Source organism: Saccharibacillus sacchari DSM 19268 (genome assembly GCF_000585395.1).
GTDB lineage: Bacteria > Bacillota > Bacilli > Paenibacillales > Paenibacillaceae > Saccharibacillus > Saccharibacillus sacchari.
Genome location: NZ_KK073875.1, coordinates 575,797 through 587,659 on the forward strand (window position 1 = coordinate 575,797; position 11,863 = coordinate 587,659).

Genomic DNA, 11,863 nt, shown 5'->3' on the forward strand with positions numbered 1-11,863 from the left:
CCTCTTTTCGTTCAAGGTATGTATCTGCGTTCTCTATTTTAGCAGAAAAAACAGCTTACTCCCTTTATCCGAACAAAGTTAATCCATTAAAGCTTGTTCCAGATCGGCAATCAGGTCATCAATGTTCTCCAAGCCGACCGAGAAGCGCAGCAAACCGTCTCCGATTCCCCGTTCCAAACGAACTTCGCGCGGCATTGCCGCGTGCGACATCATCGGCGGATAAGACAGAATGCTTTCTACAGCACCCAGGCTGACCGCGACCAACGGCAGCTTCACTTTGTTGAGCAGGCGCTTGGCGCGCTCTTCCGACCCTACGTCAAACGATACGACCGCTCCGTAACCCGTGGATTGCTTTTCATGGATTTCGCGCCCCGGATGATCCGATAAGCCCGGGTAGTAGACCGAAGCAATATCGCCTCTTTCCGACAACCATTTCGCCAGTTTGCGCGCGCTCACTTCGCTTCGTTCCATCCGTGCGCCGAGCGTCTTCATGCCCCGGATCAACAGCCAACTGTCCTGCGGTCCCAATACCGTTCCCAGACCGTTTTGCAGTTTTTTCAGTTGTACGGCCAATTCGGGAGTCCGCGCAACCGCAAGTCCTGCCAATACGTCGCTATGTCCGCCAAGGAACTTCGTTGCGCTATGCAGAATGATATCGACGCCCTGTTCGATCGGACGCTGGTAATAAGGCGTCATAAACGTGTTGTCGACCAGCGTCAGCAGATCATGCTCTTTGGCCCAAGCCGTCACTGCGCCGAGATCGGTAATCTTTAGCGTCGGGTTGGACGGGGTTTCCATGAACACGCCTTTGGTATTCGGACGCAGCGCGGCTTTGACTTGCTCAAGATCGGTCATGTCCACGAACGTCGTCTCGATGTTCATCCGGCTCAAGATCGTCGTCAACAAGCGATACGTTCCGCCATAGACGTCCTCGGTTACGATCAAGTGGTCGCCTGCCGAGAAGATCATCAATGCCGCGGAGATCGCCGCCATGCCGGAAGCGAAAGCGTAACCGCCAGCGCCGCCTTCGAGCAGCGAGATGTAATCTTCGAGCGCTTGGCGCGTCGGGCTGCCCGAACGGCTGTAATCGTATTGCGGCGGATCATAAATATCGAAATGGTGGAACGTGGACGCCTGATAGATCGGAACGCTGGAAGCTCCCGTGGTCGGATCGATCTCCGCGCCGAAATGAATCAGCTTGGTATCGAAATGCCGGCCTTTGAGCGCTTCTGCTGCTTCTTCGGGCGTTTGGAGCTGAGAAGGCGCATGCTCGGCCTGTTCCGGCGTGCGTCCTTGCGGTTGAGCTGTTTTTTCCGTTCCTGTTTTCAAACTTTCTTCGCGGTTTTCGTTACTCATGCTAAGCCTCCGCTCCTTCCGTCTCGCGCAATGCGGCTTTCAATGCACCGTCGATATCGGCGATTAGATCGTCGATATGCTCAATACCGACCGAGAATCGCAGCAATTTATCGTCCACGCCGATGGCGTCGCGGATTTCCTGCGGAATATCGGCATGCGTTTGGATCGACGGATAGGTCATCAGCGACTCGACGCCTCCCAGGCTTTCCGCGAAAGCGACCAGCTTGATATTGCTCAGGATATGTTCGATCCAGCGCGCGTCTTTGACTTTGAAGGAGAAAATGCCCGTGTTCCCGCTCGATTGGCTATTTTGAACCTCGTGTCCCGGATGCTCCGGCAGTCCCGGGTGATAAACCGTTTCGATCTGAGGATGGGTTTGCAGGAAACGGGCCATCGCAAGCGAGTTGCTCTCGTGACGTTCCATCCGCAGCGCCAGCGTTTTCATGCCGCGCATTAATTGGTAAGAATCGCTCGGACTGAGTACCGCGCCGATCGAGTTGTGCAGGAAGAACATTTCTTCGGACAATTCTTTTCCTTTAGTGACGATCAATCCCGCAAGAACGTCGTTATGACCGCCCAGATATTTGGTTGCGCTATGCACGATAATATCGGCGCCAAGTTCGATCGGACGCTGGAAGAACGGCGTAAGCAGCGTATTGTCGACAATCGTCAAAATGCCATGCGGCTTGGCCCAGTCGGCTACGGCTTTGATGTCGGTTACCATCATCAACGGATTGGTCGGCGTCTCGATAAATACGGCTTTGGTGTTCGGCGTGCGCAGTTTTTCGATGCCTTCGAGGTCATTGGTATCGACGTAAGAAGCGGTGATGCCGAATCGGGACAGAATACGCTCAAGCAGACGGTACGTTCCGCCGTAAAGATCCAGCGACACGATCAGGTGATCGCCTTGGCTGAACAGGGCAAAGATCGTTTGCAAAGCAGCCATGCCGGAGCTGCATGCAAAGCCGGCGTCGCCGGATTCCAGCTTCGCCGATGCTTCTTCCAGTACGGCGCGGGTCGGGTTCTTGGTGCGCGTATAATCATAGCCTGTGCTGCGGCCGAGCCCAGGGTGACGATAAGCGGTGGAATGATAGATCGGGAAAGTTACTCCGCCTGTCTGCGGGTCTTCCAGGGAACCGATCTGAGCCAATGCGCTTTCGATTTTGAGCTGTCTGTCGTCCTTCATGTTCATTCCTCCTAAAGGGTGGGTGAGGCGCCTGGGTTGGGCTGCCTTAAAGTTCCTATTCGTATTGCTTCGCTGGGGGCTGCGCTTACGCTAGAAACTTTTCGACAGACGGACTTCGGCGGGATGGGATATAAATAAAAAGATTAAAAGATCTTTTTAGATGCCTGCGCCGTAGTCGCTGAATTCGGCTTCTTTGGATTGGTCGACCTGGTCGAAAGGCGTTTCTTGGTAGACGTAATAGTTCAGCCAGTTGGAGAACAAGAGATTGGCATGGGCTCTCCATGAAGACAACGGTTTTTGGGTCGGGTCATCACCCGGGAAATAATGTTTGGGAACGGCGACGTCAAGGCCTTTGGCGATGTCACGGTCATATTCCCATTTAAGCGAGAACGGGTCGTATTCGGAATGGCCGGTGGCGAAGATTTGTTTGCCGTCTTTGGTTGCGACGAGGTACACGCCGGCTTCTTCGGATTCGGCCAGGATTTCCAGTTCTTCGCTGCGCAGGATGTCTTCGCGCTGCACGTCGGTATGACGGGAGTGCGGGACATCGAAAGATTCGTCGAATCCGCGCAGGAGCTGTACATTGGTTTTGTTCATGGTATGCGAGAATACTCCAAAACATTTTTCAGCCAAAGGAATTTTGCTTACGCCGAAATGATGGTACAACCCCGCTTGCGAGGCCCAACAGATGTGCATCGTCGACGTGACGTTCTTTTTCGTCCAATTGAAAATCTGTTGAATCTCTTCCCAGTAGCTGACTTCTTCGAATTCAAGCTGTTCGACCGGTGCGCCGGTAATGATCATTCCGTCGAAACGCAGATGCTTGATCTCATCGAATGTTTTGTAAAACGTGTTCAGGTATTCTTCCGACGTATTTTTGGATGTGTGCGAGCTCGGGTAGAGTAGTGCAACGTCGACTTGCAACGGGGTGTTGCCGATCAAACGCAGCAGCTGCGTCTCGGTTGTTTCTTTGGTCGGCATCAAGTTCAAAATCGCGATGCGCAGCGGACGGATATCCTGGCTATACGCTCGGCTCTCGTCCATGACGAAGATATTCTCCTTCAATAGCACTTCCATAGCCGGCAAATTATCAGGCACTTTAATCGGCATCTACCATTCACTCCTTTTTGTTTTTTGGACTTTATTGAACCTTGAATTTGGACGGCGATCTATCAGGCATTCGGCAGCCGAAGCACCTTTCGAAATGTACGAATGGGTACAAAAAAGACCTTTTCCGGGCAAGCCGAGAAAGGTCTATAGAAAGCTAGCGCCTCTCTCATCTGTCAGTTACCATACGTTGCGAACAGAAAAGGCGTATTGCGCGAACGGAAGTAAGATTTCGTTCGGCTACGCGATTTCTCCAAAGATCGGTACGAGCGTCTAACGGCAAGTCGGGCATGGGCGCAACGTTTCTGTGACGGGAACTCCGATCGGCGCGTGATGACGCCGAACTCGGACTGCACAGGGATACACTTGTAAACGTTGACCTATACGACAGGCGTTGAACGGCTTGTGCCTCACCTTGGATCGCATGGTTGCTTCCGATGACGAGAAGAATTGAGCTTTATTCGCAGAGTCGGACATGGGCGTTACGTTGTCGTGACGATAAATACTGTCGGCCCGCTGGTCGCTTGCCTCGGATCGCACTCTGACAACCTTAATGACGCCCATGCGAATGACTCTTAACGGCTCGTGCCTCGTCTTGGATCGCATGGTTGCTTCCATAACGAGAAAGTTTGAGCGTTATTCGTAGAGCCGGACATGGGCGGTACGTTGTCGTGACGATAAATGCTGTCGGCCCGCTGGTCGCTTGCCTCGGATCGCACTCTGACAACCTTAAATGACGCCCATGCGAATGACTCTTAACGACTCGTGCCTCGCCTTGGATCGCATGGTAACTGCAAGAATTAGCACCGTACGACGAAGTCGCCGGTTGCCGGGTTTCATCGGGCTAGTCCCTCCACCTGCTCTTGATAAGATTCCACTTTTCGACCGGCGCGCGAACGCCGGAGGAAGTATTCAATTGTTGGGTTCCAGCTTGCGCCGGAAGAACTTTAGATCAATTATACACGAAAACAGTATTCAGGCAAGAAGCAGCTTATACAGGAATTAACCATTTTTTGCACACATTCGTGAATAAAAATACCGGAGTATGCACAAAAAGCCCGTATGCTTGCACTTTCCAGCTTTTCCGTATAGCTGACGGGCTCTGTTATTTTTTCGACAAGCCATACGGAGTTCGCTTCAAGAAGTTTCAACGCTGTATCGTAATTGCCTATGCTCAGTTGGACGGTCTTAGAACTGTTTTCGAATTGATGTAGCTGTAAAAGACTTACTGCTGACCTTCCCGCATCCTTTTCATCCAAGGCAAAACTTCGCTCTCCATCCTGGACATGCAGCTGTGCAGCTCTGCCCGCAATGTCTCTTCGCGATCATACTCGAACCATTCTTCATAAGGTCGATTCATCCAAAGATCCACTTCTGAAGAAGGACGGCGCAGGGCAAAATTGACATTCATTCGCCGCATGCGATGCCCGTCTTTTCGAGTCGCCTCCGTGAACAATTCAACCTTTTCCACAAAGCCGTCGACCTGACGCTGCAAGCACCATCTGGGCCACTTCCCGCTTAACTCGAAACCTTGTAATTCCAAGGTTTCACGGATGATCTTCGCTGCTTGGATTGCCATGTTTGCCGCTTCCTTCCCGCTCTTGATCTTTTTCTACATTTTAACGTTCTTGAAGCCGATAGTGTAAGCATAAACCTTCACAAACAAAGCCTTGAAAGCCCTCAGGGGGCAAGGTATACTTAACGAGGGTTTTATGAAAACAATTTTGAAAGCAAGAGGTGAATTTCAGATGGACGGCGACCCGAGGCCCAAGCGTAAGAGAACGCAGACTCTAGTTCAACAGCAGAAAAAACGGCCAACCGGCGCAGTGCCTCCAATTCTGGACATTCGCTGACAGGGGCCTTCCTGGCGACTGATTGCTTCAGCCGTGTCGGGACGACGCACGCTTCTTCGCGCCGGCCTGTTTTTTCCTGCGTTCTCCCGCAAATTCGAGACTATTCATGGACGACCGATGTCCCATTTCGAAGGAGTGAACGGCATGAAAATCCGGCACGTAAGAAACGGCGTATTCACGCTTATTGAAAATGAAAATCTGACTGATACCTTAACTGCACCCGAGGAAGGCTTTTACTGGATCGATGCCGACCTTGACGATATTACTTTACTGCAAGTTACGTTCGGCATGCATGATCTGGCCGTCGAGGATATGCTCGGCGAGGAAGAACAACGGCCGAAGATCGAGATTTACGAAAATCACTATTTTACCGTCGTGAACAGCATCCGCTTCGACAACGAAGAGATCTTTATGCGCGCCCTCAATATTTTCCTGGGTCGGCATTTCGTTATTACGGTTACGCGGCAGAAGATTCACGAGTTGCGCACGGTCAAACCGATCATGTGGGAAGAGGAAGTCAATACGCCCGACCGCTTCATGTATCTGCTGATCGACCGCGTGGTCGACAACTTCTTCGCGGTCGGCGACCGGATCGAAGACCAGATCGAACAGCTCGAAGAAGATATTTTGATGAATACCAAACGTACGCATCTGAACGATATCATCGGTCTGCGGGCAGAAATTCTCTGGCTCAAAAAGGTACTGGTTCCGCAGCGCGAGGTAATTAACATCTTGAACAAGAAAGACCTGCGCTTGATCGACGACGAATTGCAAAAATACTTCAGCGACATTTACGAAAATACCGTTAAAGTCTCAGAAGCTTTCGATACGTACCGCGATCTGATGGGCAACTTGAGAGAAGCTTATCAATCCAGTATCTCGAACCGCGCGAACGAGATCATGAAGGTCTTTACCGTGATTACGACGATCTTCATGCCGCTTACCGTGGTGACGGGCATTTACGGGATGAACTTCGACCATATGCCGGAACTGCACTGGACCTACGGCTATCCGATGGTCATCGGCCTGATGATCGTGCTGGGCTTGACGATGTATCTGTTGTTCCGCAAAAAAGGCTGGCTGTGAAGATTTTCCTTTCACGGACGGCAAAAGACCGTTTCGAACTTCCTTTGCCGAAGTCCGAAACGGTCTTTTCTTTGGCTGACGTTGAGGTTGATTCGTACCGTTTGCGCGTTCAGTCCGATCCGGTCGCGCGTTGGGATTTGGAGCGGTTGACCGCAACGGGCGCGATAACAACCTGCGACGACGTACCGGCCTTGCTACCGTTTTCCGCAGCGTGAGCGGAATCAGCTTCCGTTGTTCGATCGGCTTCCCGACGGTATCGGATACGCAGCAGCCGCAGTTGTTCATATAAAATGTCCTGTCCCGGCTCGCTCGGCGGTTCTTCTCCGTACACCTTTTTCAAAACAGGTTTGAGGAACGAGTCTCCCAATTCCGCGTAGGCCTCTTTGACCGCCAATTGCTGCTCTTGCGGAACCAACTGGATCTCGTGTTCGATGACCGCTTCGAGCGAATAGCCGTTCTTTTCCAGCGACTCCATCATTTCGACCAATTCGCGCCGCTCCAACCCGCTTTCCTGGCTGATCTGGGCCAACGAAACGCAGGTGCTGCCGGAACGCGTCGATTCAAGCAAAAGACGGGTTGCCCGCACTCGCTCCGCTTCGCGCTTGAATTTGCGTTCTTTGCTTTTGTACGTCCATGCTTCGAATTCTTCTTCGTCGAGACGATGCTCTACCCAATCCAACGGGAACGAATGCTTGCGCTCGATCGTCCGCGTATGCTCAAGGATGTTTTCGCCGTAACGGTTCACCGTGCTTTCGCCGATTCCCGGCAGTTCCCGAAGTTCTTCGAGCGTCTGCGGCAAAAAGGTACCGATCAAGCGCAGCGCGCGGTTGGTCGCGATCAGATAAGGCGCGCGATGTTCTTCCGTCGCTTTTACCCGGCGCCAAGCCGTTAGTTGCTTATACAACTCCTCGTCGGCATGCAGTTCGCTGTAGCAAATCAGCTTCTGCGTATAGCGGCCGCGCTGACCGGATTCGAGGAATTCCTGAAACGTGTCGCGGATGATCGGGCGATAACCTTCGGACAACTTGGCCGCAAGCTTGTGCCGGTATACGGCAAGCATCTCGTTCCACATGTCGCCTTCGTACCAAATGTCGCGCTCCGACTGTTCCCGATCGCCGCCGGCTTCCTCATGCCAACCGCATGTCCACAATCCGCCTTCTTCTTCGATCCACACCTGCGCGCCGCCGACTTCGTGTTCCCGTTCGATTTCCATTCGGTTCAAAAAAACGATTCCCACCTTAATCCCCCGCCTTTTCGCGAATTTTTCAGCCGAAACGCAAAAAACACCCCTCCTACATGGATATGTAAGAGAGGTGCTTCCTCCGCGCTTGTATGCTGTTAGGCTTATCATAACCTTTATATGGAAGGATCGTCAAGCTAAGTTGCTTCACGCATGCATCTTATCTCAGAGTTCAGCTTCCAAAGCGGCCAATCTTTTGACCAAAGAGCCTCGCCAGCCGTCGGCCAATTCGTCGATTGCCAACAGACTGCGAATGGCTTCCGCATCATTCTTCAGCTTGTATTTGATTTCGTTGGCGCGCATGACGGTCATCCCTGCCGGGTGACGCTCCAATAGCTCAACTTGATCTCCCGCCTGAACCGCACCTTCTTTTAACACCCGGAAGTAAAAGCCGCTGTACCCTGTGTCTTGCACCTGGGCAGGCAGCTCGGGTACGCCGTAGCGCACCGAAAGCTTAAAGCACGGCTGGCGCGGCTGGCTCAACTGCACCACGGCTTCGCCGATCGCAAACGTATCGCCGATGCAGAAATCTTCTTCGGCTCCGCCTTCGATCGATAAATTCTCTCCAAACGCACCGGGGCCGAGCTTCGGCAGCACGCCATTCTCCCAGAAAGGAAAGCGGTCCGTCGAATAAACGCATGCCGCCTTATCCACGCCGCCGTGATTTTTCAAGTCCGCTTGTCCGTCCCCTTCAAAGCCCAGCTTGCTCAAATATACGGCTCCGTCTACCGGATGCTTAAAAATACCGGTCTCGACTTCCTTCTTCCCGTTCGGTACTGCTTTGGGCAATCCGACATTCACTGCGGCAATCCGCACGTCTTTCATTCCGTCCGCCTCCTTTATTCTGAGATTCATTATGGCACGGATCTTATTGCATGGCTACCCACTGTCCGAATACCAAGGTGTTGCTCAATTGGCGCCCTGCGCTGGTTAACGTACGTCCATTGGCATAAAGAGCCGACGACGCGCCCCCGTCCAGATTCATTGCCTGCTTCGCGCCGAGCTTCTGCATGACCTGCGCCCATTGGCCCATGGTTGCGCCGCTTACCGTAGCCAGCATCACCGAACCGTCCGGCATGATCGCGATTCCGCTGCGCGCGCCGGAAGCGGTCAGGATCTTCGGATCGTTGAACCCTTCTCCCTTGGCGTCGAGCGATACTTTGCTGTCTTTGACCAAACGCGGACCTGCTCCGACAGCCGTTACGACATCGTCCCAGGCAATCGTTTTGCCTGCGGCATCGGTGTACGTAATCTCCATCTCGACCGTTGACCCGACTTCAAAACGTCCAACATTATCTTTCTCCGATCCGTGATAAACCAGCACATAGCCGTCGGACGGAATGGTTGTATTGGTATTTGCGCCTTTTTTGACGACTTTGCCTTTGCGTACCGTAACCGCGATCCCGCCGCTGAATCCGACATTGCTGCCGCGTGCGGTATTGTACATCAAGACGACGTTTTGCCCGGCTTCCGGCGTCCGGTTCACGAAAGTCGCATACCAGCCGAGCGTTTTGCTTTTGCCGGCTTTATCCGGTTTGCTGCTTACCGTGCCGCGGATATTCGCGCGAAGCGAATCCATAAGCGCCGTACCGTCTTTTTTGAAGCCGATGCTCGTGCCGTAATAACCGGTATGCACGATTTGTCCTTTCGAGATCAATGTCCCGTAAGGATCGGCCGGACCTCCGTACGAGTTGAAAAAAGCTCCGTTGATCGCCGCCGTCGCATTGCTGTTTTTGATGATCGAAGCAAAGCTTTGCGTTTGGCCGACTTGTCCTTGGGCCAAGCCCAGCGCTGCTTTCGTACCTTTCGGAATCGTGACCGTCTGTACGCTGTACGTACGCCCCGACACGGACACTTTGCGTACCGCCGTCGTAATCGACGCGGCCGCTTCGGCCTTCTGATCCCCCATCAGACCGAACACTCCCGTTACCGCCAGCACCCCTGCCAGCAGCATCGTTCCCCATTTCTTGCTTTTCATCACGAATCTTCTCCCCTTAACTCTTTATTGATTTTCGCTTGCCTACTCTCTTTAATTGGCGATGGAGGGGGCGATTTCCTGCTTCTCGGCGGCAGGAAATTTGCGCCGGGGTGACGCTGCGGGGGAAAGGGCCTGCGGATCGCTGTTAAAATCCGGTTTCTTTTCGATTGGACTTAAACATAGCTGGTGGTAAGAAACCGGATTTTAAAGGCGAGCGCTGACGCTTCCTCCGGCTCCTTTCCCCCTCCGCTCCCGCGCACATTTCCGCAACCTAAAGCGGAAATGCTTTTCCCCTAATACGCAAAAAAAGCGAGTATTTTTTTGCTGTTAGGGTAGATAAAAGGCGAAAGAGGATGACAAGAAATACTTTGTCATCCTCTTTCGCCCGGTTTTTGGCTTAGACTGCTGCGCTTTTTAAGGCTCTGTGGGTAAATCTTGTGGAGCGATGCCCATTGATCTATGAGCATTCGCTTTGCCCTTTCCCTCTTCCCCAATAAGGAAGAGGTTGGACGCTTGTTCGGTTGATCGCGTGCGTGCGCAGGAGCGGAGGGTGGGAGGGAGACGAAGAAGCCGAAACTTTCCAAAGGAAAGTCTCTTCGTAAGCATGTGCTAGCGCTCGCATCTAAAATCCGATTCCCTCCCCCCAGCCATGTCTTACTCCAATCAGGGGGAATCGAATTTTAGCGGCGATCGAGTCCCCTCCCACCCGCAGCGTCTCCCAAGCACAAGCACCCAAAGCGGTCAGCCGAACACGTCAGCGCCCAGCATCTTCGTTAGGCTGCTCATCTCGAGTTCCTCGAACTTCGCGGCCACCTTCGCGTCGTCCAGCTTGAACTCGCACGGATCGATCGGGCACTCCACCGGAACCTCGCAGTGAATTTCGGCGAGTTTGCGAGACATATGCAGCATATCCAGGTCGTTTTCGATCTTGGTGCGAACGGAGTTAGTCAATTTATCGAGATTGGCGAGAATACCGTCGATATCGTCGAACTCCTGCACCAGCTTGATCGCCGTCTTTTCCCCGATGCCTTTGACGCCCGGATAGTTGTCGCTGGCATCGCCCATCAGGCCTTTCATATCGATGATCTGCGAAGGCTTCAAGCCTTTTTCCTCCATCAGAAACTCCGGCGTATAGACTTGGTAATTGCCGTAGCCTTTTTTCATGATGATGACCTTGATCCGTTCGTCGGCCAATTGAAGGAGATCGTTGTCGCCGGACAAGATCTGCACATCCATGTTTTGCTCGCGGGCGCATCGTTTGGCGATGGTGCCGATACAGTCGTCCGCTTCGTAGCCGGGCACGCCGATGTTCGGAATATCCATCGCTTCGACGACTTCTTTGACCAGATCGAACTGCGGAATCAGGTCGTCGGGAGCGGCGGAGCGGTTGCCTTTATACGATTCGAACTGCTCGGTACGGAACGTGCGGCCGCCCATGTCCCAGCAGCACGCGATATGCGTCGGGTCGAATTGCTGAACGGCGTCCCACATATACCGCACGAAGCCGTAAATGCCGTTGGTCGGTACGCCTGTTGTCGTGCGACGGATATAGCCTTTGAGCGCTGTCGCATAATAGGCGCGGAACAGCAGCGCCATGCCGTCGACCAGCATCAACGTAGGTTTGCGTGCCAGTACGTTTTCCGGAAGCCCTTCAATCCCGTTATGTTCGCTCATTGATCGGTCTCCCCTTTGCTCCAGCTTTGTTCATACTGTTCAGGTTTGAATCCGATCGTTACATTCGTGCCGTCCGTCACGACCGGTCGCTTGATCAGCATGCCGTTCGAAGCCAGCAGTTCCGCGCGTTCCTCTTCGTTCAGGTCGGCCAACTTATCCTTGAGTCCGAGCGTCTTGTAGACTTCTCCGCTGACGTTGAAAAACTTTTTGGATTCCTGACCGCTTTTCGCAAACAGGTCCAGCACTTCATCCTTGGCGGGAGGCTGCTCGTTGATCGGAATCAGCTCCAGCTCATGTCCTTCGTTTTTCAGCCATTTGATCGCGTTGCGACAAGTGCTGCATTTGGCGTAGTGGTACACTTTTAGTTGGGTCATCGGTGTCGA

10 protein-coding genes and 1 riboswitch are annotated in these 11,863 nt (G+C 53.0%); of the genes, 1 reads left to right on the forward strand and 9 read right to left on the reverse strand.

Annotated features, from left to right (window positions below; all coding sequences use genetic code 11):
• Nucleotides 1–78: 78 nt before the first annotated feature.
• The 4 genes from SACSAC_RS02600 to SACSAC_RS02615 form a co-directional block, all read right to left on the reverse strand.
• Nucleotides 79–1,356, reverse strand: coding sequence for a trans-sulfuration enzyme family protein (locus tag SACSAC_RS02600; RefSeq protein ID WP_037283152.1), 1,278 nt, complete (start codon nt 1,354–1,356; stop codon nt 79–81).
• Between the two features lies 1 nt (nt 1,357).
• Nucleotides 1,358–2,542 (reverse strand): aminotransferase class I/II-fold pyridoxal phosphate-dependent enzyme, encoded by a 1,185-nt coding sequence (locus SACSAC_RS02605; protein WP_037283155.1) that lies wholly within the window; start codon nt 2,540–2,542, stop codon nt 1,358–1,360.
• Nucleotides 2,543–2,698: 156 nt separating this feature from the next.
• Nucleotides 2,699–3,652 (reverse strand): homoserine O-acetyltransferase MetA, encoded by a 954-nt coding sequence (gene metA, locus SACSAC_RS02610; RefSeq protein ID WP_037283158.1) that lies wholly within the window; start codon nt 3,650–3,652, stop codon nt 2,699–2,701.
• Nucleotides 3,653–4,416: 764 nt separating this feature from the next.
• Nucleotides 4,417–4,522, reverse strand: a riboswitch (SAM riboswitch).
• Nucleotides 4,523–4,874: 352 nt separating this feature from the next.
• Nucleotides 4,875–5,228 (reverse strand): hypothetical protein, encoded by a 354-nt coding sequence (locus tag SACSAC_RS02615; RefSeq protein ID WP_037283161.1) that lies wholly within the window; start codon nt 5,226–5,228, stop codon nt 4,875–4,877.
• 418 nt (nt 5,229–5,646) lie between these two features.
• Between SACSAC_RS02615 and corA the strand changes: the two genes are divergently transcribed.
• Nucleotides 5,647–6,588, forward strand: coding sequence for a magnesium/cobalt transporter CorA (gene corA / locus SACSAC_RS02620; RefSeq protein WP_037283164.1), 942 nt, complete (start codon nt 5,647–5,649; stop codon nt 6,586–6,588).
• 109 nt (nt 6,589–6,697) lie between these two features.
• Here the strand turns inward: corA and SACSAC_RS02625 are convergent, their stop codons facing one another.
• The 5 genes from SACSAC_RS02625 to SACSAC_RS02645 all read right to left on the reverse strand — a co-directional run bounded on the left by SACSAC_RS02625 (nt 6,698) and on the right by SACSAC_RS02645 (nt 11,854).
• Nucleotides 6,698–7,825 (reverse strand): HRDC domain-containing protein, encoded by a 1,128-nt coding sequence (locus SACSAC_RS02625; RefSeq protein ID WP_084777882.1) that lies wholly within the window; start codon nt 7,823–7,825, stop codon nt 6,698–6,700.
• Between the two features lie 168 nt (nt 7,826–7,993).
• Complete coding sequence (locus SACSAC_RS02630; protein ID WP_037283167.1) at nt 7,994–8,653, reverse strand: MOSC domain-containing protein; 660 nt, start codon at nt 8,651–8,653, stop codon at nt 7,994–7,996.
• Between the two features lie 43 nt (nt 8,654–8,696).
• The gene (locus SACSAC_RS02635; protein ID WP_037283169.1) at nt 8,697–9,806 is read right to left on the reverse strand and encodes a phosphodiester glycosidase family protein; all 1,110 of its coding nucleotides are present in this window, start codon (nt 9,804–9,806) and stop codon (nt 8,697–8,699) included.
• A 741-nt stretch (nt 9,807–10,547) separates the two neighbouring features.
• Nucleotides 10,548–11,480, reverse strand: coding sequence for a 5'-3' exonuclease (locus tag SACSAC_RS02640; protein WP_051506812.1), 933 nt, complete (start codon nt 11,478–11,480; stop codon nt 10,548–10,550).
• Nucleotides 11,477–11,854, reverse strand: a complete 378-nt coding sequence (locus SACSAC_RS02645) for an arsenate reductase family protein (RefSeq protein WP_037283171.1) — start codon at nt 11,852–11,854, stop codon at nt 11,477–11,479. Before SACSAC_RS02645 ends, SACSAC_RS02640 begins: the two co-directional genes overlap by 4 nt.
• Nucleotides 11,855–11,863: the final 9 nt, after the last annotated feature.

What these genes read in the sequence shown, in the direction of transcription:
- SACSAC_RS02600 (WP_037283152.1), bottom strand. Translation starts at nt 1,356, where the DNA reads ATGAGTAACGAAAACCGCGAAGAAAGTTTGAAAACAGGAACGGAAAAA.
- SACSAC_RS02605 (WP_037283155.1), bottom strand. Translation starts at nt 2,542, where the DNA reads ATGAAGGACGACAGACAGCTCAAAATCGAAAGCGCATTGGCTCAGATC.
- metA (WP_037283158.1), bottom strand. Translation starts at nt 3,652, where the DNA reads ATGCCGATTAAAGTGCCTGATAATTTGCCGGCTATGGAAGTGCTATTG.
- SACSAC_RS02615 (WP_037283161.1), bottom strand. Translation starts at nt 5,228, where the DNA reads ATGGCAATCCAAGCAGCGAAGATCATCCGTGAAACCTTGGAATTACAA.
- corA (WP_037283164.1), top strand. Translation starts at nt 5,647, where the DNA reads ATGAAAATCCGGCACGTAAGAAACGGCGTATTCACGCTTATTGAAAAT.
- SACSAC_RS02630 (WP_037283167.1), bottom strand. Translation starts at nt 8,653, where the DNA reads ATGAAAGACGTGCGGATTGCCGCAGTGAATGTCGGATTGCCCAAAGCA.
- SACSAC_RS02635 (WP_037283169.1), bottom strand. Translation starts at nt 9,806, where the DNA reads ATGAAAAGCAAGAAATGGGGAACGATGCTGCTGGCAGGGGTGCTGGCG.
- SACSAC_RS02640 (WP_051506812.1), bottom strand. Translation starts at nt 11,480, where the DNA reads ATGAGCGAACATAACGGGATTGAAGGGCTTCCGGAAAACGTACTGGCA.
- SACSAC_RS02645 (WP_037283171.1), bottom strand. Translation starts at nt 11,854, where the DNA reads ATGACCCAACTAAAAGTGTACCACTACGCCAAATGCAGCACTTGTCGC.